The sequence below is a fragment of the Candidatus Hydrogenedentota bacterium genome, from assembly GCA_019637335.1.
In the GTDB taxonomy this organism is placed as follows: Bacteria; Hydrogenedentota; Hydrogenedentia; order Hydrogenedentales; family JAEUWI01; genus JAEUWI01.
Genome location: JAHBVV010000040.1, coordinates 21,423 through 44,013 on the forward strand (window position 1 = coordinate 21,423; position 22,591 = coordinate 44,013).

General features: G+C 63.6%; 19 protein-coding genes. 7 read left to right on the forward strand and 12 right to left on the reverse strand.

The features are described from left to right. The first annotated feature begins 104 nt into the window (after nt 1-104). Entirely contained in the window at nt 105-965 is an 861-nt protein-coding gene (locus KF886_25430; protein ID MBX3180703.1) for a DUF4405 domain-containing protein, read from the forward strand. Nucleotides 966-1,099: 134 nt separating this feature from the next. Here KF886_25430 and KF886_25435 read toward each other — a convergent pair whose 3' ends face one another. The 6 genes from KF886_25435 to KF886_25460 form a co-directional block, all read right to left on the reverse strand. Continuing rightward, nucleotides 1,100-2,599, reverse strand: a complete 1,500-nt coding sequence (locus KF886_25435) for a sulfatase-like hydrolase/transferase (GenBank protein MBX3180704.1) — start codon at nt 2,597-2,599, stop codon at nt 1,100-1,102. 123 nt (nt 2,600-2,722) lie between these two features. After that, complete coding sequence (locus KF886_25440; GenBank protein ID MBX3180705.1) at nt 2,723-3,790, reverse strand: cobalamin-independent methionine synthase II family protein; 1,068 nt, start codon at nt 3,788-3,790, stop codon at nt 2,723-2,725. 3 nt (nt 3,791-3,793) lie between these two features. Beyond that, on the reverse strand, nt 3,794-4,561 hold the full coding sequence (locus KF886_25445; protein ID MBX3180706.1) for a phosphocholine cytidylyltransferase family protein: 768 nt from the start codon (nt 4,559-4,561) through the stop codon (nt 3,794-3,796). A 263-nt stretch (nt 4,562-4,824) separates the two neighbouring features. Continuing rightward, nucleotides 4,825-6,117, reverse strand: coding sequence for an MFS transporter (locus KF886_25450; protein ID MBX3180707.1), 1,293 nt, complete (start codon nt 6,115-6,117; stop codon nt 4,825-4,827). Between the two features lie 172 nt (nt 6,118-6,289). Further along, a complete protein-coding gene (locus KF886_25455; GenBank protein ID MBX3180708.1) occupies nt 6,290-6,706 on the reverse strand; it encodes a type II toxin-antitoxin system VapC family toxin in 417 nt (138 codons plus the stop codon). Between the two features lies 1 nt (nt 6,707). Further along, nucleotides 6,708-6,950 carry a type II toxin-antitoxin system prevent-host-death family antitoxin gene (locus KF886_25460; protein ID MBX3180709.1) on the reverse strand — a complete coding sequence of 81 codons (243 nt, stop codon included), beginning with the start codon at nt 6,948-6,950 and terminating at the stop codon, nt 6,708-6,710. A 178-nt stretch (nt 6,951-7,128) separates the two neighbouring features. Between KF886_25460 and KF886_25465 the strand changes: the two genes are divergently transcribed. The 4 genes from KF886_25465 (at nt 7,129) to KF886_25480 (ending at nt 12,929) form a co-directional block, all read left to right on the forward strand. Then, on the forward strand, nt 7,129-8,412 hold the full coding sequence (locus tag KF886_25465; protein ID MBX3180710.1) for a Gfo/Idh/MocA family oxidoreductase: 1,284 nt from the start codon (nt 7,129-7,131) through the stop codon (nt 8,410-8,412). A 239-nt stretch (nt 8,413-8,651) separates the two neighbouring features. Further along, nucleotides 8,652-9,350, forward strand: coding sequence for a thermonuclease family protein (locus KF886_25470; GenBank protein MBX3180711.1), 699 nt, complete (start codon nt 8,652-8,654; stop codon nt 9,348-9,350). A 38-nt stretch (nt 9,351-9,388) separates the two neighbouring features. Beyond that, nucleotides 9,389-10,993, forward strand: a complete 1,605-nt coding sequence (locus KF886_25475; protein ID MBX3180712.1) for a sulfatase-like hydrolase/transferase — start codon at nt 9,389-9,391, stop codon at nt 10,991-10,993. Nucleotides 10,994-11,036: 43 nt separating this feature from the next. Continuing rightward, nucleotides 11,037-12,929: a beta galactosidase jelly roll domain-containing protein gene (locus tag KF886_25480; protein ID MBX3180713.1), complete on the forward strand. Its 1,893-nt coding sequence runs from the start codon at nt 11,037-11,039 to the stop codon at nt 12,927-12,929. 59 nt (nt 12,930-12,988) lie between these two features. Here the strand turns inward: KF886_25480 and KF886_25485 are convergent, their stop codons facing one another. Further along, nucleotides 12,989-13,540 (reverse strand): response regulator, encoded by a 552-nt coding sequence (locus tag KF886_25485; protein ID MBX3180714.1) that lies wholly within the window; start codon nt 13,538-13,540, stop codon nt 12,989-12,991. A 424-nt stretch (nt 13,541-13,964) separates the two neighbouring features. On the opposite strand from KF886_25485, the gene KF886_25490 reads away from it, so the two are divergent. After that, nucleotides 13,965-15,014, forward strand: coding sequence for an acyl-ACP desaturase (locus tag KF886_25490; protein ID MBX3180715.1), 1,050 nt, complete (start codon nt 13,965-13,967; stop codon nt 15,012-15,014). 122 nt (nt 15,015-15,136) lie between these two features. Here the strand turns inward: KF886_25490 and KF886_25495 are convergent, their stop codons facing one another. The 5 genes from KF886_25495 to KF886_25515 form a co-directional block, all read right to left on the reverse strand. Continuing rightward, entirely contained in the window at nt 15,137-17,215 is a 2,079-nt protein-coding gene (locus KF886_25495; protein ID MBX3180716.1) for a sodium-translocating pyrophosphatase, read from the reverse strand. Nucleotides 17,216-17,336: 121 nt separating this feature from the next. Beyond that, entirely contained in the window at nt 17,337-18,062 is a 726-nt protein-coding gene (gene rnc / locus KF886_25500; protein ID MBX3180717.1) for a ribonuclease III, read from the reverse strand. Beyond that, nucleotides 18,055-19,284 (reverse strand): beta-ketoacyl-ACP synthase II, encoded by a 1,230-nt coding sequence (gene fabF, locus KF886_25505; protein MBX3180718.1) that lies wholly within the window; start codon nt 19,282-19,284, stop codon nt 18,055-18,057. The genes rnc and fabF overlap by 8 nt, the downstream gene beginning before the upstream one ends. Nucleotides 19,285-19,386: 102 nt before the next feature. Next, nucleotides 19,387-19,626: an acyl carrier protein gene (gene acpP, locus KF886_25510; protein ID MBX3180719.1), complete on the reverse strand. Its 240-nt coding sequence runs from the start codon at nt 19,624-19,626 to the stop codon at nt 19,387-19,389. A 326-nt stretch (nt 19,627-19,952) separates the two neighbouring features. Beyond that, the gene (locus tag KF886_25515; GenBank protein ID MBX3180720.1) at nt 19,953-20,678 is read right to left on the reverse strand and encodes a hypothetical protein; all 726 of its coding nucleotides are present in this window, start codon (nt 20,676-20,678) and stop codon (nt 19,953-19,955) included. Nucleotides 20,679-20,844: 166 nt separating this feature from the next. Here KF886_25515 and KF886_25520 point away from each other — a divergent pair, with 166 nt between their 5' ends. Further along, nucleotides 20,845-22,035, forward strand: a complete 1,191-nt coding sequence (locus KF886_25520; GenBank protein MBX3180721.1) for a M24 family metallopeptidase — start codon at nt 20,845-20,847, stop codon at nt 22,033-22,035. Nucleotides 22,036-22,591 lie beyond the last annotated feature (556 nt).

The window sequence follows — 22,591 nt, forward strand, 5'->3', positions numbered from 1 at the left end:
CTTAAACACCTCTTCGACCATGGCCCGCCAATTGCTCTTCATCAGGCAGGGGCGGAAATGAGCCGCCCGAACAGAAACGTCAATGCTACCGGGAAGAACTCGCCATGAACACGAACCGCAAATTCAACCTCCGGGCCATGACCTCCTTAACCGTTTCCATGAGCTTCCTCATGCTCACGCTGTCGGGCGTCATTCTTTACCTGTCGCCCAAGGGTAGAGTCGCCAACTGGACCGGCTGGAGCATGATCGGCCTCAGCAAGGAAGGATGGGGGAGCGCGCACACCACCATGGCCCTGCTCTTCCTCGTGGCAAGCGCGGCGCACATCGCTTACAACTGGCGGCCCTTGCTCAAGTACCTCAAGATGCCACTCGCCGCGGGCGCAAAACGGAGCCGCGCGGAAATGGCCGGCGCGCTCGCCCTCACGCTCATGGTCTTTGTCGGCACCCTCTACAGCGTGCCCCCGTTTGGCGCCGTGGCCGAACTCGGTGAGAACATCAAACAGTACTGGGAGATGCGCAGCGTAGTTGGGCCGTATCCCCACGCCGAAGAAGACACCCTCGAAATGTTTGCGAACAAGCTCGGGCGCGGGCCGGAAGAACTTCAGGAGCGCCTCGCATCCAAAGGCCTCGCCGTGGACGACATGTCGCAAACCGTCCAGGAACTCGCACATCAGAACAACATGGCGCCCGCCAGCTTGTTCGCGCTGCTGAGCAGTGGCGGCGCCGCGGCGGGACCGTCGGGCGATTATGCATCACGCGGCGGCGCGGGCGGGGGGGGCTTCGGGCGAAAGACCCTGGCCCAGGTTTGCGCGGAGGGCAACGTGGATCTCGAATCGGCGATTGCGCGCCTGCATCAGCGTGGCATCGCGGCAACCGGCCAGGACAACGTCCGTACGCTCGCCGACCGCGTCAACATGACGCCCGGCGAGCTCCTGGCCGCAGCCGGCATCGACACAGGCCACTGAACCCTTCAGCCCGTACTCCCCGGAATCAACCGCCCCTGCCGCCAACGCGGTGGGGGCGGCTCATCAAGGACACAGGCATTCCTGCCTGTGAAAAGAGCCTCATCAGGGACACAGGCATTCCTGTGATACGCGCACTACTCCTGCGGTGACCAGAGCGTATACGGATCCCCCCACCGCGTCATCTCTTCCCGAAGCAGGGCCTCCATTCGCGCGCGCTCTGCCGCGTAGCGCGGGTCCTCCGCCAAATCCACCTGCAACTCGCCCGGCGTGTGCCCCGTGGCCGCGATCACCTCGGGCGCGTGGTGTTCCAGCACATACTCGTGCGGATTCTCCCGCAGGTTGAACAGCTGCGTCTCCCGCACTTCCCCATCCAGCACGTCGTACTGGATCAACTTCCAGTCGCCACGCCGCACACTGCGCATACCCGGCTTCGTTCCCCCCGAGTACACCCCGTACAACGTGTCGCGCACGGTCTCCACACGCCCCTCCAGCACCGGGCGAATACTCACGCCCTCCACCGTCGACGGAATATCGATACCGGCAAGATCACACAGTGTCGGCAGCACATCCATGAGATACAGATTGCCCTGCGCCCGCGCCTCCGCCGCGATACCCGGACCACGCGCAATGAACGGTACCCGCCATGTGTGCTCATACAGGTTCTGCTTGCCCATCAGCCCGTGACGGCCCACCGACATGCCGTGATCCGCCGTGAAGATGATATACGTATTGTCCAGCTCGCCCATCTCCTCCAGCTTCGCCAGCACCCGCCCAATTTGGATGTCGATATTCTCGATGCACGCGTATTCCCGACCGGTCTCGTTGCGGACCGTCGCCGGATCGCGGCTCCGCAGCACCCCCGGAACCGCCACCTCGTCCCGAAGTTCCGGATGCCCGTGGTGAAATGGGTGCGCGGGAAGCCACTGATCCGGCAGCGGTGGCGCGGACGGATTCGCCGCGCCCGGGTTCTCCGGATCCCAGTCATTCGTCGCGCCGTATTTCGCGAGCAATTCGGGCGTGCCGTTCCGCACGTCGTGGGGGTGCGAAAAGCCATAGTAAATCAGAAACGGCTCCGTCGCGCCCGACGCTTCGCGCCCGGAGAGATACGCCATCACCTGATCGCCGTGCCAAGCGCTGCCCTCCTCCGCGTTCCCTTCGCGGCACGTCTTGTCCCGCACCGTCTTGAACTGCGCATTCGCATCCGCGTAGCTGTTGCCAATCTTGCACGTGCGGAACGTGTCGTACCCCGCGCGGTTGAACACCGCCGGGAGCGTCTGCGACGCAATATCCGCGGGTACACGCGGCGGAACCGCCTCGTAAGGCGTGCGGTTCCCCGGAATGCGCCAGACCGATCGCCCCGTCATGATCATCGTCCGCGAGGGAAGGCACACCGCCCCGCTCCACGCGCCCATGTGGTAGGCCCCGTCAAAGGTCATCCCCTCCGCCGCAAGCCGATCAATATTCGGCGTCTCGCACACGGTATTGCCATACGCCGAGAGCGTCTCCTGCGCCTGATCGTCCGTCAGGATGAAGACGAAGTTCGGACGTTTCGCCGCGGCCTCGACCGCCGCATGGGACACCGCCGCAAACAGCAGCGAACCCGCTGCCAACACCAGAAACGCGGAATAACGCATAGAACCTCCCGAATGACTCACGTTCAGCCAGGCCGCCGGGAACCGGAGCCGCCCGGTGGCGGAAGCGCCATGATTTCATGTTCGCTCCGCCAATGCAAACCGCGCGTGCTCCCCCCCGTGCGCCTACGCGTATTTCTCGCGCAACCGCCGCGCAGCCTCCACTTCGTTCTTCAGCTTGATATAGACCTCGTCGATGTCGACCTGGGCGGCCGATCCGGGCGCGAAGCCGCAGTCCGGGTTGAGCGTGATGCGCTCGGGCGCAAGGTACTGCAACGCCTTTTCCACCCGCGCGACAATGGTCTCGGGCGAATCGATCTGGCCGGGGTGGCAGCTCACGCACCCGAGGCCGATTTCAATGTGCTCCGGAAGTTCACGGAATACCGACATATCGCCCGCGCCCGGCGTCGTGAACTCCATCGTGACGTGGTTTACCTTCAGCCGGACGAGCTGCTTGAGAATCGGATCGTAGCCCCCCGTGTGCTCCGCCTCGCCCCGCACGCGCGCGCCGGCGCGCCGGCAAAGGTGCACCGCCGTCTTAACGCCCGTGATCCCCTCCACTACCGCATTGTCCATGTCGGTGGCGAAATCCGAGGCGCGCGTCGCGTCGTCGTACTGGCCGCGCACCCCCGCATCCACGAAAAGGCACAGATGCGGATCGTCAATCTGTACAATGTGCACCCCCTCGTCCCGAAGCAGCTCCAATTCCCGCCGGAGCACGGGCACGCAATCCTCGATGAACGCCTCGCGGGTGGGGTAGGCGCCAACGGACCGCTCGGGATCCCACATGCGCTCGCCGAGCAGTGCGGGAGCCGGCAGGGTCGCCTTAACCGGCCGATTCGTGATCTGTTTCAGGAAGCGCACCTCGTTCGCGATGAAGCCCGGGGCCTTCGGAGACAGCCGCTCGGTCACAACCGTCCACGGACGGCCGTCCGCCGGATTCCTGCTCAATTCGAAGCCATGGGCAAGTTCCGCAATAACGCCGATATACGACTTCCGCCACCACTCGCCGTCGGTGATGATGTCCAGTCCCGCCGCCTCCTGCATCGCCACGGCGTACCGGATGGCGTCGCCCATATGGCGCTGATACGTCTCCGCGTCGTACGGGGCGTCGTCCGCAATAAGATCTTTCACGAATGCCGGGCGCGGCAGCGAACCGATGACAGAGGTCGGAAAGAGGGGCAACGTGCGCATGGATTACCTCGCGAGGTGCTTTGAGACCCAGAATTCGCGCGCGTAGTCGAGGTCCTGCTGGGTGTCGATTTCAATGTAGCCGCCGGGTGTGTCGGCGTGCGCCATGTGGGCGCCGCCCTCCAGCATATCCTGAAGGAGGTGAATGAAATAGGCCTTCTCAAAGACCTTCGCCTCGCGGAAGGGCTTGCCGGCGTGCTTCTCGCGCGCCGCGTGGTAGGCCTCCCGAAGCTGGGCGGCGCCCGCCGCGGAAAACTTCGCCACACCGATAAACTCGCCATGCGCGTGGTGATCGTGCAGCTCGCGGTGGATTTCAATCACGCGCCCGTTCTCCACCGCCACCTTCTCCGCGTCGTCGGTGGGGTGCTCGGTGCGCTCCGTATACCGGTCCATCCACGCGGTGTCGACGCCGATCGCAATGTCCGCCGGATGGGTCTTGAGGTCGGCCACGACGTTCGTGTTGAACAGAATATCCGAATAACAGCAGATAAACCCGTCCGCCATGCGGTCCTCGGCGTAAAACAGGGACGCGAGAATGTTGTTGTCCGGCCACGCGTCGTTGTGGCGGAATTCAAAGTGCGGGTACGCCTCCCGAACCTTCTCGATGCGGTAGCCGCCGATGAAGCAGATGCGGTCGAGACCATTCTCCCCGAACGCCGTAACGGCCCAGTCCAGAATGCGCCGCCCCTCCACCTCCGCAAAGCACTTGGGGGAATCTTCGGTCGTCGGCATCAGGCGCGCGCCACGCCCCGCGCCAATAATAATTACCTGCATGTTCAATCCTTTCAATGCGCACGGGCATCCGAACAATGAACTTATCGATATACGGGAACACGAAGCGATACGGGTGTGCCACGGTCAAGCCCGGAAGGGCTTGCCCGTGCCGCATTGCCAAACCCACTTCCGGGCGCCGCGCAATTCCTGCGTCACATAGTACGTGCTGAAGCCAACTATGTTCGCAACCACGAAGCAATCCGGGTGTGCCACGGTCAAGCCCGGAAGGGCTTGCCCGTGCCGCTTTCCCAGAGCCACGAGAGTCAGGCTCGCGCCCGAGGCCGCACATTCCAGAGCAGCCCGGCGAACACGGCGGCGGCAAAGGCCCAACCGGCCCAGATGTAGATGGCCACCTGCCACCCGCCATGCGCCGGATCCTTGAAGTAACCCGTGACGATGTCACCCGTCGCCGCGCCCATATACCCCATGAAATTCACAAAGCCCACGGCCGCTGCCGACGTGCCCTGGCGCGCCAGATCCGACGGGGCCGTGCCAACCAGCAGCACCTGCGGCCCGTAAATGCAGAAGCCGATCAGCACGAGCAGCACAAGCGTGGCCGGAACGCTCGTCTGGGATACCCTTTCGTAGAGCAAGGTCAACACGCCGAGCAGGACCAACAGCATGCAGATTACCGGCGCGCGGCGGCTGCCGAAAAAGCGATCCGTCATCCAGCCCGCCCCGTAGGACCCGGCCACCGCGCCGATCGGCAACACCACATACTTCAGCGAGGCGCTGCCCACGCCCGTTTCCTGCACCTCAATCAAATGCGCCACGCCCCAGTCCAGAAAGCCATAGCGGCTCGCGTTCATGAGGCCGAGCGAGATGCCCAGGAGCCAGAGCGCCGGATTGGTCGCCGTCAGGCGGGCCACTTCCAGGAATCCCAGCCGAACGCGCGGAGCCGGGGGCTCATGGCCCGCGCCAGCCACAGGCGCCGGCGGAACTTCCCTCAGAAAAAACAGCATCACCAGAGCCGCGAAGGCAAGCAGGATCGCCGGCACATAGAGCGCCGCGCGCCAGCCCAGGTACTCCGCCGACTGGCCCGCCACGAAGTACGTCAGGCCCAGCGTGATCTGGTAGCCCGTGCCAATAATGCCGATGGCCTTGCCCCGCCGCTCCACGGGAATCCAATCGCTTGTGACACGCATGCAGGGCGACCAGCCGAGCGACTGGCTGTACCCGTTGAAGGCCCAGATGAACAGGAGGAAGTAGAAGCCCGTGCTGAAGCCGAAAAGCACATTCAGCCCCGCCGATGCGAGCATGCCCACCGCAAGCATGATGCGCGGGGAAAAGCGCTCCGCAAGCTGCCCGTTGATCAGCTGGCCAACGCCATAGCTCAGCTTGAGCGACGCCAGGATCAACCCCACCTGGCTGCCCGTCAGGCCCAATCCTCCCTCCGCCAACGGCGCTTCCATCCCGGGCACCGCCGCGGAAATATTCGTGCGGCAGAAGTAAAACGCCCCATACGTCATCCAGATAAGCCAGACCGTTTGCAATTCCGCGCCCGAGAAGCGGCGGGGATTGCCCTTGGTTTGAACTCTGGTCTGATCGGCGCTCACGCGGTCTGGACTCTCTCGCGAGCACGGCCCGGCGGGTGGCTCAGGGGTTCCAATGCGGCGCAATCTCGGGAATTACCCAACGATCCAGGCGGCCCGCGCCCGGAATGCGCTGCCCAACACGCCCGGGAGTATAGCCCTCCCGCGCCAGTTCAGGCAAACGCCGGGCGCCGCGTCAGCACGTGAAAAGGGGAACGCCCAGCTTCCCGGCGGCGCGCTGGAGCGACTTGTCCAGCGTGGCCAGCGGGAGGTCCCGGCGCATGGCGAGATCCAGATAGGAAGCGTCGTATGTGGAGAGTTGATGATCGCGAGCCAGGACGAATACTTCATTCAGCATACGGGCCGGCGGCTCTTGCTCAACTCGGATCTGCATTTCACTCAAATCTTTGAGAATGCCTACGCTTTCGTCCAGGGTGATACGGCCCCGGCGGGCGGCCACAAGCAACGAATTGCCCAGTTCAAGGGGGCATACAGACGGCACAACGGGCGTCTGCTCCACGAGAGCATTCAAAACGCTGATCGCATAATCATCCACTTCATCGTCAAAGTACCAGGCAAGAATTACAGAGCTATCGGTCACGATCTCGCCCAATCTACCGCCTGCCTTCTTCAATCAAGCCCCGAACCGTTAAATCCGGACCGAGTGTGTGATTTTTCCGAAATTCCCCGATCCTCGCTATCGTAGCCGCCACTTTTTGCCTGTCTCTGGCTTCCGGCGGAACGAGTACCGCTACCGGAACACCCTGCCGGGTGATCGTGATGGACGACCCCTGCGCGACTCGTTCCAGCAATTGGGAAAAGTTCGTCAGGGCTTCCTGATCGGCTATCGTTTCCATGGGTTGATCTCCGCTTCGGTTGCAAGCCGTTGCTGCAGGTTATATTGTAGCACGAGTTTCCTCTTGCGGCTGCCAAAAGCCAGCAGCCGTTCAACGAATCGACACCGTGTGTTGTACAATATCGAAGTTTCAGTCGCAGCACCCCGTCACCCGTCCCTCGCGGCGGAGGAGATACACCATGCCCCACACCCCCACACGCCGGCAATTCCTGGCAACCACCGCCGCCGTCGCCGCGCCCCTGATCATCCCCGCGTCCGCCCTCGGCCGCGATGGAGCCACCGCCCCCAGCGAGCGCATCACCCTCGGCGCCATCGGCACGGGCAACCGCGGCATGAGCAACCTGGCCGCATTCAAGGGCGACCCCCGCGTCCAGATACTCGCCGTGTGCGACGTGGACAAAGCCCACCGGGACCAGGCCGCCGACCTGGCCGGCCTCGGCGCGGACGCGGCCTGCAACGACTACCGTGAACTCCTCGCGCGCGAAGACATCGACGCCGTCTCCATCGCCACCCCGGATCACTGGCACGCGCTGAACACCATCCACAGCGCGGCGGCGGGCAAGGATATCTTCTGCGAAAAGCCCCTCTCCCTCACCATCGCCGAAGGCCGCCGCATGGCCGATGCCGTCGCGAAGCACAACGTCGTCCTCCAGACCGGCACCTGGCGCCGCTCCATGCCCATGTGCCGCCGCGCCTGCGAACTCGTGCGCAACGGCTACATCGGTGAACTCAAGACCATCGAATGCGGCGTGCCCGAGGGCTACGCCATCCGCGGCGAGTTCAAGCCCGGCTACCCCGTCGAACCCGTCCCCGAAGGCTTCGACTACGACCGCTGGCTCGGGCCCGCCCCCGAAAAGCCCTATACCCCCGCCCGCTGCCACTTCAACTTCCGCTGGCTCCTCGATTACAGCGAAGGCTACATCTCCGATTGGGGCGCGCACTACTACGACATCGCGCAGTGGGGCGCCAACATGGACGCTACCGGCCCCGTCCACATCGCCGGAACCGCCGAATTCCCCCGCGGCGGCTTTTTCGACGCCTCTATCAAGCACCTCATCGAATTCGAATACGCCAACGGCCTCCGCCTCATCGCGCTGTCCACCAGCGACAACAAGCGCTACGGCATCAAGTTCATCGGCAGCGAAGGCTGGCTCCACGTGGAGAGCAACGATATCACCTCCAGCATCGCGGGCATTAACGACGTGCAGCTCAAGGAGGGCGACGAGCGCCTCTACGCCAGCGACAACCACGTCGCCGATTTCCTCGACTGCGTCGCATCCCGCAAACAACCCGCCGCACCCATGGAAGCCGGCCACCGCACCGCCACCATCTGCCACCTGGGCCACATCGCCGCCACCCTGAAGCGCGAACTCCACTGGGACCCCGCAATCGAAGAATTCAAGAACGACCCCGCAGCCAACGCCCTCCGCGACCGCCCCATGCGCGGAAACTGGGACGCATGAGTCGCCGGGCCGGAAGAAATCACGCTCCAACCCGCTGGAGATTTTCGGTCCGATCAGCCGCTGCGGGCGCGTGGGCCAGTCTATTCTGGGGCGATCCTGTCTCCAATGGGACACCTTGGCGCCGGGGTGCGCGGAAATTGCCGACCAAAGCATCGAAAACCTGACTATGGTAGTTATTTGACTCGCGGGGGAGCGGCGGGATAAAACGCCTTGCACGGCACAACCGACGGGAGCCCGCAATGCTGATTCGCCTTTTCTCGCTTGTCTTCTTGTTTTCTGTTGTGGCCCTCCTCGGGGCCGCCGGCGCGGAGACGCTCACCGGAGAGGTCGTTTCCATCGCGGATGGGGACACCGTAACCGTGCTTAGGGCGGAGGAACAGGTGAAGGTGCGCCTGCATGGCGTGGATGCGCCCGAGAGCGGGCAGGACTTTGGCCGGGCGGCGCGCGACTACGTGGCGGAGCGTTGTTTTCGGAAGGAAGTGACGGTCTTCGTTACCGATACGGACCGGTACGGGCGGAAGGTGGGGGTGGTGATCCTGAAGGATGGGCGCGTGCTGAACCACGAGTTGGTCGCGGCCGGCCTGGCGCACTGGTATGCGCGCTATGCGCCGGAGGACGAGGCGCTGCGCCGCCTGCAGGAGGAGGCGCGCGCGGCGCGGCGAGGGCTCTGGTCGCGGCCGGATGCCGTCACGCCGGAAGCGTTCCGGCGGGGCGAGGGCCGGAGCGGGATCGCGCCGTACAACCCCCCATCGGCGGGAACCGGGCCCGAGGCGCGGAGCCAGGACACGGCCCCCGCGGATCGCGCGCTGTTGTATGTCACAGATACCGGAACCAAGTACCACCGCGGCTCGTGCCGCATGTTGCGTTCGAGCAGGCGGGCCATCGCGCGCGAACAGGCGGAGCGAGACTATGAACCGTGCGGGATCTGTCTGCCGTAGCGAAAAGCCGCGTGGCGCGGCATTCCGGGAGCAAAATCATGAAGCGTAGAACCTTTCTGCGGGGCGCGGCGGCGGCGGGGTTGGCGCCGTCCTTTTCCGCGGCCGCGGAGCCGGGCGCGCACGCGCGCCGGGCGGCGCCGCCGGGAAGCCCGAACATCCTGTTCATCATGACCGATCAGCAGCGCTATGACTGCGTTGGCGCCAACGGCAATCCCATCATCCGGACGCCGCACCTGGATCGCCTGGCCTCCGAATCGGCCAATTTTTCCCATTGTTTCGCGCAGTCGCCGGTGTGCACGCCGTCCCGCGCGTGCTTTTTTACCGGGCGGTATGCGCACGCGCACAGAAACCGCGTGAACTATACTCGGCTGCCCGCCGGGGAGACCCTGTTTCCGGCGTTGCTGCGGGAAGCGGGCTACCGCACGGGGATCGTGGGCAAGAGCCACCTGTATTACGAATATCCGCCGACGCCGGAGGAAGCGCGCCGCACGGGCTTTGACGACGTGCAGCTGCACGACGGCGCGCAGTCGGTGGATGCATGGTCGGACTACACCCAATGGCGCAATGCAAACGATCCGAAGGCCGACGTGTATTACCGGCGCACGGTGGAGGACGATCCCGCGTTGCGTTCGGCGCTGGGTCCGGGCGACAACCCGTTTCGCGCCATTATTGATCCACAATACACGGACACGGCCTGGACGGGCCGGCGCACGCGCGAACAGCTGGCGGCCTACGCGCAGCAATCGGGCCAGCCCTTCTTCCTGTTTTCGTCGTACTGGAAGCCACATTCCCCCTTCGAGGTCCCCGCGCCCTACGACGCGCTGTACAGCGACGTGACCATTCCGCTGCCGCGGCGGGAATCGCTGGCGACGATTGAGGCGATGCCGCCGCATGTATCGCGCATGATCCGGCGGGCCGAACTGCTGGGGCGCGCGCCGGAACACGAGATGGACCGGGAGCGGCTACAGTGGATCTACCGGAGTTATTACGGGAGCATTACGCATATCGACGACGAGGTGGGCGCGACGCTGAAGGCGCTGGACGAGCTGGGCCTGGCGGACAACACGATTGTAGTGTTCGCGTCGGATCACGGGGATCAGCTTCTGGAACACGGGATGATGGGAAAGAACGTGCTGTTTGAAGGGTCGGTGCGCGTTCCGTTCATGATCCGGTATCCCGGCCGGGTGACGCCGGGTGTATGCGACGACCTGGTGGAGACGATTGACCTGCTGCCCACGCTCTTCGACTTTTGCGGGCTGGAAACGCCCTATCACGCGCACGGGCAGAGCCTGGCGCCGCGCATCGCGGGGAGCGGCGGGGACTATACGCCTCGGGAGTGCGTCTTCAGTGAGAACGTCATGCCGGAGGTGTTCGCCGGGCGGCACAATTTCGAGAAGGGCAAGGGCGTGTTTGGCGTGCGCCACCCGGATGCGAAGATGGTGCGGACAAGGCGCTGGAAGTACAACTACTACCCGCCCGGCCACGAAGAATTGTTTGACCTGGAGAATGACCCGGGTGAATTCGTGAACCTTGCGGGGGAGACGGAACACCAGAAAATACGCGACGAACTGCGGCAGCGCATGGTAGACTGGTTGATAAGCGCCACGGAGACCGATCAAATCGCGGAGAAGTGGCTGGTGTAGGATAGCCTGCTCCCTGGCGCCAGGGAAGGAGGGACCTGCTCCCATGTTGTTCTCTTGCCCCGTTCGCCCCCTCGTCCGCTCATTGCTGGTTGCGCTGGCCGGCGCGATCCCGTATACCGGCGCCGTATCGGCCCATCCCCCCCGCGACGCCATCGATTTGTCGGGACTGTGGAAGTTTTATCCGGCGTTTGTGGAAATACAGACGCGGCACGACTTTCTGGGGTCCCGACCGGCGGGTGCGCCGCACGGCGGGTGGGTTCCTCCCGGTTTTGACGATAGCCGCTGGTGGGACATCCAGGTTCCCGGCAGTTGGAACACGCAGTTTGAAGACCTCGGCAGCTATGAAGGGGAAGGCTGGTACCGGAAGGAGGTATTCATTCCGGGCTCCTGGCAGGGCATGGACGTCCTTTTCCAAAGCGATGGCGCGAACTACCGCACGCTGCTCTACGTAAATGGCGTTTTCGCGGGGGAACACGAGGGCGGGTTCACGCAATTCTCGCTGCCGATTCACGAGTTGCTTCAATTCGATTCCGCCAACACGTTTGCGGTCGCCGTGGAAAACGAGACGCGTCTTGAACGGGTTCCCATGGAACGCCACGACTGGTGGCAGCACGGCGGCTTGTACCGGCCTGTTCGGCTGATCGCCCGGCCTCCAATCCACATTGCGGGCTTGCGTGTGCGGACGGTGTCCGTCGGGGAGCCGGCCGTAGTTGAGGTGGTGGCTAGCGTGGCGGGCGCCGGCGGGACGGAGGCGCTTCTACTCTCCCTGCGCCTTCTGGATTCCGACGGCCACGAAGCGGCCTCGGTGTCGCTGGACGCCCCGGATGATGAGAGCGTCCGAAACCTCTCAACCCGGATGCTGGTTCCGGGAGCCCGTCTATGGAGTCCTGAATCCCCGTACCTTTACACACTCGACGCCGCGCTCATGGGCGCCGCCGATAGTAAGCGCGTGGATTCGCTTCGCGAAAGCGTGGGTGTCCGCACCATCGGCGTCGAGGGCGAACAACTCCTGCTGAACGGCCGCCCCTACCGCATTAAGGGCCTGAATCGATACGAGAACTATCCGGACTCCGGCATGACAAACACGCCGGACGGGCTGCGCAACGATATCGCCTTGATGAAGGCGCTTGGGGCCAACGCCGCGCGTTGCCACTACCCGTACAGCCGGGAAACGTATGACGCGTTTGACCGGGCCGGTTTGCTGGCCGTCTGCGAGATACCCCTGTACCAGTGGGGGCGTCCCGGACACTCGGAGGCCAACACGCAAGCCGCGCGCGCGCAGCTGGAGGAAATGATTGCGACGCTGGGGAACCATCCGAGTATCGGTTTTTGGAGCGTGAGCAATGAAACGCGCACCCGGCCCCGGGAGCCCGGTCCGGAGCACGAGAAACTCTCTGAAATGGTGGTCCGCGGTAACCTTGAATTGATCGGCGTGGCGCACCGGCTTGATCCGGATCGCCCGGTTATCGCCCCGAGCAATCGGTGGCCGAATGATCCCGCGTTTCAGGGCACGGATCTGAACTCCGTGAATGTGTATATTGGCGTGGAGCAGCCGCAGCTCAATTCCCTGCCGGCGTTGCGGGATGCGGTGGCCGAACGCTTTGACGCGCTCCGGCGGGAGTATCCCAACCGTCCGATCCTCGTTACGGAATTCGGCAGCTGGGCGCTTCGCGGGCTAATGACCGACTATTTCCCCGGAGAGCTGTATCAAGCCGAATTGCTCAAAACGCTCTGGGAGGCTTTCGAGCAGGAGCCCGGGTTTGTGGGTGGATTTATCTGGGTCTTCGCGGATTCGGACGTACACCGGAAATTCACAACCATCTACGAGATGCGATGCGCGTATGGGCTCTTTGACCTGCACCGGCGCCCGAAGGCGGCCGCGGAGACGGTGCGCCGAATGTGGGCGGCCTCTCCCGGCGAGGACGGGAACCGCTGAGCACTGTGCTGACCGGCGAAAGGACGATCAACAATAATCCATCGGCATAAACCAAACCCCTAGATCGAGCGGGGCCGGTTTAACCTGGAATGCGGCAGCGCGAACAACTGGCCTACCCGGGCGGTCAGTTCATCCACATGAAACGGCTTCTTCAGGAAGTCATCAAATCCATACGAAGACAGTTCCTGAATCTCCTCGTCCTCGATGAATCCGGAGATGCCCAGAATGCGCGTGTAGCGGGTCTCCTCCCGCGACTTCACCCGCTCGCAAACCATGCGCCCGTCCATGTCCGAAAGGTGGATATCCAGGATAAGCAACTGCGGGTTGTGCTCCACCACGATGGCGCCCGCGTCAAACCCCGTCGAGGCCGTCAGAACAACATACTCATCTTCGCGAGACAGGACGGAAGGAATGATGTCGAGATAGTACGGATCGTCGTCCACCACCAGCACCCGGCGCTCACCCTCTTCCAGCCGCTCCAACGGAATACCATGGCTCAGCATGAATTTCCGGAGGTGATCGTACGGGATCCGGCGATCGCCGCCAGGACCCAGCCGGTACCCCTCGATCTGGCCCAAGTCAAACCAGCGGGAAACCGTGTCGGCGGACACTCCGCAGATTCCAGCGACTTCCCCGGTCGTGAAAACTCTGTTCTTCATTCGTCCACCCTAAACTAACGCCCCCAGAAGTCCAGTCGCCTTAAGACACAGAACCCGCCCAGCCGTTGGAGGAATGGGCAAGGAGTCAGCCCGCGTGGGCTGAATGCGAAGGCAGTCTCAAGACGCAGCTTGCGCCTGGAGACCAGGAACCGACGCCCGCAGCGCACTTCCGCGCCTCGAACAGCATACCGTGTCATGAACACCAAACTCAACTTAATCGACGGTTCGCGCGCGGGGAGAGCACAGCGGCCCCTCCCGCGCGCGGCCAGTTTGCAATGGCCCTCGGCGACATTCTAAACTTAGGGGCCTAACAGTTTTATATCGTATCTTATGAAGTCCGCAACATGGCCGAGCGCCGCGAGGTACGCCCCTTATCATGATTCCATCTCGACTTGAAGTAATGAAGCATGTGGAGCACTTTGTCGCCGACAAGCTCGGCGTATTCCTTCGTGACCCCGATACCAACTGGCAGCCCAGCGATTTCACCCCCGATCTTTCCACGCCGGAAGGCATGCAGGCGCTGAACGAATTGCGCGCCGAAGCCTCCCGCCTTCCCGAAGACGCCCTCGCCGTGCTGGTAGGCGACATGATTACCGAGGAGGCGTTGCCCTCCTACGCCTCCTGGATCAGCACCCTCGAGGGCGTCGGCGTTACGGGACAGCCCCAGACGGCCTGGGGCGCCTGGAATCGCGCCTGGTGCGGCGAGGAAAACCGCCACGGCGACCTGCTCAACCGCTGGCTTTACCTGTCGGGCCGCGTCAACATGCGCGAGATCGAGGTGAGCATCCAGCACCTCATCAAGGATGGCGGGGATACCCAGAGTGAAAACGATCCCTACCGGACCTTCGTGTATACCTCGTTCCAGGAAATAGCGACCCGGATATCCCATCTCAACGTGGGTAAAATTGCCCGTTCGGTGGGCGCGGAACGGCTCTACGAACTGTCCGCGCGTATCGCCGGGGATGAACAACGCCATGCCCGCGCGTACAAGTATTTCATCTCGAAAATCCTCGAAATCGACACGAGCGAGGCGATCCTCGCCTTCCACGACATGATGAAGAAGAAGATCACCATGCCCGCCATGTACATGCGAGAGCGCGGCGCGCCCCTGGGCGAAACCTTCAAGAAGTTCGAGGCCGTCGCCACCCGCACCGGTGTCTACACCGGATGGGATTACGTCCAGATCGTCGAGGATTTGCTTGCGGACTGGGACATCGAACACTTCACGGGCCTCACGCCCGCCGCCGCGAAAGCCCAGGACTACCTGTGCAGCCTCCCTCAGCGCTACCGCAAACTGCTCTCGCGCATGCAGGACCGCGGACCGCGCAAATCGGATCCATCCGGAGAGCACGTAGCCCCACGCTTCAACTGGATCCTTCCCACCCAGGATCTCCCGGCATCCGCTGGCGCGCCGGTATCGATCTAATCCCGCTATATCAATCTAATCCCGCTATCAGAACTGAAAACGCCGCCGGCCGGCTGGTCCCCGGAGATTTCCGGGGGGCCAGCCGATCCGGCGGCGTATGCGTTTAGGAACCCTTCTCGCGGTTAGACGAAAAGCGGGGCAAGCACCAGCGCGATTACGCACATGAGCTTGATAAGAATATTGATCGACGGGCCAACCGTGTCCTTCAGCGGATCGCCAACGGTATCGCCGACCACGGCCGCCTTGTGCGCGTCCGAATTCTTGCCGCCGTAGTTGCCTTCTTCGATGTACTTCTTGGCGTTGTCCATCGCGCCGCCAGCGTTCGCCGTGTAGATACCGAGCATGACGCCCGTGGCGATCGCGCCGACCAGCATGCCGGCCAGGCCTTCCGTGCCGAACAACAGCCCCATTATCACCGGAACCACCAGGGCCATGGCCCCGGGCACCAGCATACCCTGAAGCGCGCCCTTCGTGGCGATATCCACGCAGGTGCGGCTATCGGGAAACACGCCCTCCTGCCCGTCGCGCAGGCCCGGAATCTCCTTGAACTGCCGGCGCACTTCAATAATCATCGTATCCGCGCAGTGGCCCACCGCCCGAAACAGCATCGAGCTGAACAGGAACGGTAGCATCGCGCCGATCAGCAGGCCCGCGAGCACTTGCGGGTCCGCCAGGTTCATCGACAGGACCAGGGACGCGTCGCCCGTCGCCGCGCGCACCGCCTCCTGCGACGCCATAATAAAGGCGCTGAGCAGGCCGATGGCCGCGAAAGCCGCGCTGCCAATCGCAAAACCCTTGCCGATCGCCGCCGTGGTGTTGCCCACGGAATCCAGGCGATCCGTCACCTTGCGGACTTCCGGATCAAGGCCAGCCATTTCGGCGATCCCGCCCGCGTTGTCCGCGATCGGGCCATACGCGTCCACAGCCACCACCATACCCGTGGTCGCAAGCATGCCAAGCGCAGCAATCGCCACGCCGTACACGCCGCAGCAGTAGTAGGAACCAATAACCGCCAGCGCCAGCACAATCACCGGAATGCCCGTGCTCTGCATGCCCACCGCCATGCCTTCCACCACGGCAATCGCCGGACCCGTCTCACAGCGCCGCGCGAGCGCCTTGACCGGCTTGTAGTCCGCGGAGGTGAAGTACTCGCTCACAAACCCGACGATACTGCCGCTGACAATGCCGAGCACGCACGCGGCGAAGGGGCCCCACCACGCGTACGTGGCCCCATCGATAACAAAGTCGCTGCCCGCAAGCCTGGCGTAGGCGAATGCGCCGATCATCGTCAACAGCGCGCTGATGTAGGTGCCCATCATGAGGGCCTTCTGCGGATTGCTCTGCGCAAACTTCTTCACGTACAGCACGCCGATGATCGACGCAACCATGCCCATTGCCGCCACCACGAAGGGGAAAGCCAGCACGTACATCGGGCCGCCCGCGGCCACGATGATAGCGGCGATCGCCAGGCTCGCAATGATCGACTCCACATACGACTCAAGCAGGTCCGCGCCCAGACCGGCCACGTCACCCACATTGTCCCCAACGTTGTCCGCGATAACCGCCGGGTTGCGCGGGTCGTCTTCCGGAATGCCCGCTTCCACCTTGCCCACCAGGTCCGCGCCCATATCGGCGCCTTTCGTGAAGATGCCGCCGCCGGAACGGCCAAACAGCGCGACCAGCGAGGCGCCCATGGCGTACCCGTTGACAATCACGCTGTTGCCCTCAAAGAGCCAGTAAACAAAGGCCAGGCCCATCAGCGCAATGCTGACCACGCCCATGCCCATCACCGCGCCCCCGCTGATGGCCACGTCCAGCGCGCCAACGACCCCCTTGGCGCGCGCGGCCTCCGTCGTGCGCGCGTTCGCCCGGGTCGCGATGTACATGCCGAGGAAGCCCGCGCAGGCGCTGGCGATCGCGCCCGCCGCAAATGCGATGGCGGTCTTCCAGTTCAGGCCGAGCTCCGCGTCATAGACGCCGATCCCCGCCAGAAACGCCATCACGATCAGCGCCAGAACAACCACATAGCTGTATTCCCGGCGCAAGAATGCCTGCGCCCCCTCCTGCACCATCTCGGAGATTTTGGCCATTTGCTCGGTGCCCTGCGGCTGGCGGAGGACATACCGCGCCAGGTACAGAACGAAGAGCAGGGTTGCGGCGGACACGAGGACCGCCAGTTTGAGAAACGGGACGTCTTGCATGCGTACAGCTCCTTTCCGCTTGCGCACCGCCGCCAGATGGCGGCCGGCCGCACGCTGGTATCGCATAAATCGCGAGAAATGCCATGGATGGCGTAAACCGGCAACCCGCTTCCCAATTGGGCTAGGGCGGGCTGGCAGGTACTTGCCCCTCGCGAATCAGGGCTTCCCGCGCGGCCGCCTGTTCCGCCTCTTTGATGGTGGAACCGGCGCCGCGGCCCATGGCCGTACCTCTTACGTACACTTCCACCTCGAACACCTTCTGGTGATCGGGGCCTTCGGCCCGCATCACGCTGAATTGCGGCAGCGCGATTCGCTGGGCCTGACAGTAATTCTGCAAGCGGGACTTGTAGTCCCCGTGCAGGTTCGACGCGCTTGCGGCGCGAATTTCCCCCTCGAATACGGTGATAATAAAGGCCTGGGCGGCGGGATACCCCTGATCGAGGTAGATTGCGCCGAGAAGCGCTTCCATGCAATCGGCCACCAGCGCGGTGCGCGCGCGGCCACCAGACTGCTCCTCCCCTTTCCCCAGGCGAATATGTGGTGTTATCCCCAGATGATTCCCTACGCGCGCCACGACTTTCCGGTTCACCAGGCCGGCGCGAAGCCGGCTGTAGTCACCGGGGCGCTGGTTGGGCATGGTCTCGAACAAGTGGTGTGCGATGGCCAGCCCCAGCACGGCATCCCCCAGAAACTCGAGCGATTCGTAGTCCAGCGTTCCCCCGCCCTCACCCGCGACGCTGGAAGCATGGGTAAGAGCTCTGTCAAACAAGGTCCAGTCACGCATCGTGTAGCCGAGCCTGGCTGCCAGGCCCTGCAACTCCACGAGGCGTTCTTGGGGTTCATTCATACCTGGTTAAAATAAGCGAGGCGTTGTGTCCGCCAAATCCCAATGAGTTGGACATCGTCGCGCGAATCGGGGTTTCACGCGCCTCGTTCGCAACAATGTTAAGGTCGCATTCCGGATCCGGCGTGTCGTAATTGATGTTCGGCGGAGCGATCCCATCGAGAATACTGAGCAGGCAGATCACCGCTTCCACGCCGCCGGCGGCGCCCAGCAGGTGCCCTATCATCGACTTCGTCGAACTGGCCAGCGGCGTCACCTCGCCGAACACGTCGTGCAGGGCGCGGCATTCGCCCGCGTCGTTTAGTTTCGTGCTCGTCCCGTGCGCGTTGAAATAGTCGATATCCGACGGGTTCAGCCGCGCGTCGCGCAGGCCTTCCTTCATCGCCGCCGCAACCCCGGACCCGTCCGGGCGCGGCGCGGTTATATGGTACGCGTCACACGTCTCCCCCATGCCCGCGACCACGCCGAGAATCTCGGCCCCGCGCGCCTTGGCGTGCTCCTCCGACTCCAGCACCATCACCCCCGCGCCCTCGCCCATCACGAATCCATCGCGGTCCATGTCAAACGGGCGGCTGGCGCGCTCGGGTTCGTCGTTGCGCGTGGAAAGCGCCTTCAGCGCGCAGAATCCAGCGATTCCGAAGGGTATTACCGTCGCCTCCGCGCCACCGGCCACCATGACGTCCGCTTTACCCATGCGAATGAGGTTGGCCGCGTCGCCGATGCAGTGCGTGCCGCTCGCGCAGGCCGTCACCACCGCCTTGTTCGCCCCCAGGAGCCCAAGCCGGATCGCCACTGCGCCCGCCGCCATGTTGGCCAGGCCTTTGGGCACCATCAACGGGGAAACCCGGCGCGATCCGCCCTCGGCCATCTTCACGGAATCCACATTGATCTCGTGGAGCCCGCCGATGCCCGATCCGACGATACACCCGCAGCGGTACGGGTCTTCCTTGTCGATATCCAGGCCGGCCTGCTTCCAGGCCTCCACGGCGGCGTGGATGGCAAACTGGCTGTAGCGGCTCATCCGCCGCATTTCCTTGTTGTCCATCCCGTCGGGCATCACGTCTTCGGCTATGCCGGCGATCTTCGCGGGAAGATCCGAGGTGTCGAACGTGTCGATCAGCCGGATGCCGGACTTCCCGTTGCAGATGTTCCGCCAGAAGGTCTTGATGTCATTGCCGACCGGCGAGACCACGCCAATGCCCGTTACAACCACCTTTGTGCTCATGGGTACCCTTATTGTTCAAGACCCAGTCCGTGGACCAATGCCCCCGGACTGGGCACTAGAGCTCAACAATCTATATGCAAAGCGACGCGAAAGTATCGCGGCTTAGAGCTTAGACTGTATATACTTAATGGCGTCCCCGACGGTCTCGATCTGGTTGGCTTCATCATCAATATCGATGTTGAATTCCTCTTCCAGGGCCATCAGAAGTTCCGTCAGATCCAGGGAATCCGCCCCGAGATCCTCCATGAACCCGGCGCTTTCAACAACCTCGTCGGCACTTTTGTCAAGACGCTCGGCAATAATCTCTTTAATCGTTGCTGCTACATCTGCTTCGCTTGCCATACACTACACCTCCTTTCATCTGGGTTTTGGTGGGCCATCCTTTTGAAGTGTAAGTATATCCTTTGCATATCCTTAAGTTCAACTATGGGACGGGGGTATTTCAGGCGAAAACCCGGACGGGCGCACGCGTCGGCGCACGAAAAAAACAGCGTAAAACCGGGCAGCAACCGGGCCAGAATGCCGCTCAGCCCCGCGCTTTCAGCGCCATTATCGCTATCACGAACGGCGCCGCCGCAATTATCCACCACTTGTACGCAATCGCAAGCCCGATCACGTCGTTGAGCGTAATCCCGAACATCCTTCAACCTCCCCGCGCCACGCGCAATTCACGACATCGCACCCCACGCTCCCAGCCCCGACAGGAGCAGGGCAATAAGCCCCAGACCAAACGCCACCCGGATCCAGCGCCGCGCAGGGCTCGCCGCCTTCGAAAAGGCCCCCGGCCCCGTCCATATCACCGTACCCAACGACAACACCAGCGCAACCAGCGATAGAATCGTCCGCTGCCCGCCAATCTCCGAAGCGCCCCAGGCGCTGAAGAGCACAACCCACGCCAGCGCGCTAACGCACAATCCGCTGATCCAGGGCGGCGTCCGCGTACTGGCGCTTCCCGTGAGCACCCGCCTGTTCAGGGCCTCCTCATCCACCAGCGGCGCGCCCTCATACAACACGCGCGAGGGTCCCGGTTCCGGCGCCCCCTCGGACGCGCGGTACGGAGTCTCGTCCAGATCCCGCGTCAGCGACTCAAAGCTCAGGCTCTCGCCCGCCGGCGTGCGCTCCTCCCGGCGCGGCTGCTCCTCGCCGCCGGAACGCCGCTTCCGCGTCTTCCGCCCCAATTCCGCCCGCTCCGCGCGCCGCTCCCGCAATTCCTTCGACTGCTGTGCGCGCTTGTCATAGTTGGCCACGACGCACGAGACGCATATATTGCGCCCACTGCTCGTCCGCTGGATATGGCTCCGGCAGACGGTCTTGTGGCAGCGGTCACACTCGTTGCCACACACTTCGCAAAGCAGGATCTCGCATTCGTGGCAATACCCGACGGCACTGCGCACGCCACACTCGGAACATTCCATCGCTTACACCCAATACCCCTCTCGCGGTCCGGCGCGCGCGACCCCCGGCGCGGCCCTGGTTTAGACACGGCATCCGGCCTGATTATACAATGCCCCCCGGATCACAGCAACCGCAAAGAACTACCCCGGAAGGACCCAGAAACGCATGGCCCGTTCGCTCTTTGAAATCCGCATTGCCCTCCTGCAACGGGTGCTCCGCCAGAACGGCTGGGATGGCCTTCTACTCACCCGCGCCGACAACTTCGCCATGGCGACCGGCGGCAAGCGCAATTACGTCTCCACCCAGAGCGATCTCGGCGCCTGCGGGCTCTATATCCCCGCGGAGGGCCGCCCGGAATACGCCGGCAACAATATCGAGGCCACGCGCATCATGGACGAGGAACTGGCGAGCCCCGCGTGCAGCGCCGCCCCCTTCCGCTGGTTCGAGGAATCGCCCGCCCAGTGGTGCGCCCGGCGTTTTCAGGGCAAACTCGTCTCCGACGACGGCGCGCTCGGCGAGAATGTCCACAGCGCGTTGGCCCCGCTCCGCAGCATCCTGCTGCCCGAGGAATGCGCGCGTTACCGCGAGCTCGGGCGCCTCGCCGCCGAGGCCATGGAGGCCACCCTCGCCTCGATAACCACCGGAATGCCCGAAAACGAAATCAGCGCGCGCCTCATATACGAGGGCCAGCGCCGCGGCTGCCTCGTCCCCGTAAGCCTGATCGCGGCGGACGATCGCATCCTCCGCTACCGCCACCCCCTGCCCACCCGGCCCGGCGCCGCCAACGAAAAACGGGTTGATCGCTACGTCATGGTCGTGGCCGGCATGGTGCGCGACGGCCTGTCGGTATCCGTAACGCGATTCCGCCAGGTCCAGAATATCGATTCCGATACCGCCGACGCCTACGCGCGAATATGCGCCGTGGACGCCTGCATGCAGGAAGCCACCCGCCCCGGTGAAACGCTCGGCGGCGTATTCGAGGCCTGCCAGCAGGCCTACACCCGCTATGGCTTCGCTCCAGACGAGTGGCACAACCACCACCAGGGCGGCAGCACCGGCTACGCCGCCCGCACCTGCAAGGGCGCGCCCGGCGAAACCTTCCCCTGCCTCGACGCCGCCTGGGCCGACGCCCTGCGCCAGGCGCTCGGCGAAGACATCCCCTTCAGCACGGCCTTCGCCTGGAACCCTTCCGCGCCCGGCGTAAAATCCGAGGACACCTTCCTCCTCCACGAGGATGGCAGCCAGGAAATCCTCACGGCGACCCCCGCGCTGCCACCCGTGCACCTCGCCGCCCACCTCGGCCACCCCACCACCGTAATAAAATCCGGCATGGCCCCGCCCGACTTCCAAGCCTGATCCGAAGGCTGAATGGGCGCCACGGGCGCGGGGCTTTCGCTGATCGCCAACCCTCGGGGCAACACCTCACCCATACCCCGCAACGCCCTGCGTCAAGAGCGGCTGCTCTGAAATTACAAAGAGAGCCACGGGCGCCACGTTCAAGCTCCGTGGCTCCGCCGCGAAGGCTTTAGCGTGCGAGACTCCAGAAGAGCGCCAACAGTCAGGAGCAGTATTTCATCCTTAACGGGTGACGCACTGCGTCACGGGCAGCTGCTCTGAAATTACAAAGAGAGCCACGGGTGCCACGTTCGAGTTCCGCGGCTCCGCCGCGAAGGCTTGAGCGTGCGAGACTCCAGAAGAGCGCCAACAGTCAGGGACAACACCTCACCCATAACCCGTCACGCACTGCGTCACGAGCGGCTGCTCCGAGATTACAAAGAGAGCCACGGGTGCCACGTTCAAGCTCCGTGGCTCCGCCGCGAAGGCTTGAGCGTGCGAGACTCCAGAAGAGCGCCAACAGTCAGGAGCAGTATTTCATCCTTAACGGGTGACGCGAAGCGTAATCAACGGCTGT

Bases quoted from the DNA above. Each gene is read 5' to 3' on its own strand.
- KF886_25490 (MBX3180715.1), top strand. From the start codon at position 13,965: ATGATTCCATCTCGACTTGAAGTAATGAAGCATGTGGAGCACTTTGTC.
- KF886_25430 (MBX3180703.1), top strand. From the start codon at position 105: ATGAACACGAACCGCAAATTCAACCTCCGGGCCATGACCTCCTTAACC.
- KF886_25440 (MBX3180705.1), bottom strand. From the start codon at position 3,790: ATGCGCACGTTGCCCCTCTTTCCGACCTCTGTCATCGGTTCGCTGCCG.
- KF886_25520 (MBX3180721.1), top strand. From the start codon at position 20,845: ATGGCCCGTTCGCTCTTTGAAATCCGCATTGCCCTCCTGCAACGGGTG.
- KF886_25460 (MBX3180709.1), bottom strand. From the start codon at position 6,950: ATGGAAACGATAGCCGATCAGGAAGCCCTGACGAACTTTTCCCAATTG.
- KF886_25435 (MBX3180704.1), bottom strand. From the start codon at position 2,599: ATGCGTTATTCCGCGTTTCTGGTGTTGGCAGCGGGTTCGCTGCTGTTT.
- KF886_25495 (MBX3180716.1), bottom strand. From the start codon at position 17,215: ATGCAAGACGTCCCGTTTCTCAAACTGGCGGTCCTCGTGTCCGCCGCA.
- KF886_25465 (MBX3180710.1), top strand. From the start codon at position 7,129: ATGCCCCACACCCCCACACGCCGGCAATTCCTGGCAACCACCGCCGCC.
- KF886_25470 (MBX3180711.1), top strand. From the start codon at position 8,652: ATGCTGATTCGCCTTTTCTCGCTTGTCTTCTTGTTTTCTGTTGTGGCC.
- rnc (MBX3180717.1), bottom strand. From the start codon at position 18,062: ATGAATGAACCCCAAGAACGCCTCGTGGAGTTGCAGGGCCTGGCAGCC.
- KF886_25445 (MBX3180706.1), bottom strand. From the start codon at position 4,561: ATGCAGGTAATTATTATTGGCGCGGGGCGTGGCGCGCGCCTGATGCCG.
- KF886_25480 (MBX3180713.1), top strand. From the start codon at position 11,037: ATGTTGTTCTCTTGCCCCGTTCGCCCCCTCGTCCGCTCATTGCTGGTT.
- fabF (MBX3180718.1), bottom strand. From the start codon at position 19,284: ATGAGCACAAAGGTGGTTGTAACGGGCATTGGCGTGGTCTCGCCGGTC.
- acpP (MBX3180719.1), bottom strand. From the start codon at position 19,626: ATGGCAAGCGAAGCAGATGTAGCAGCAACGATTAAAGAGATTATTGCC.
- KF886_25475 (MBX3180712.1), top strand. From the start codon at position 9,389: ATGAAGCGTAGAACCTTTCTGCGGGGCGCGGCGGCGGCGGGGTTGGCG.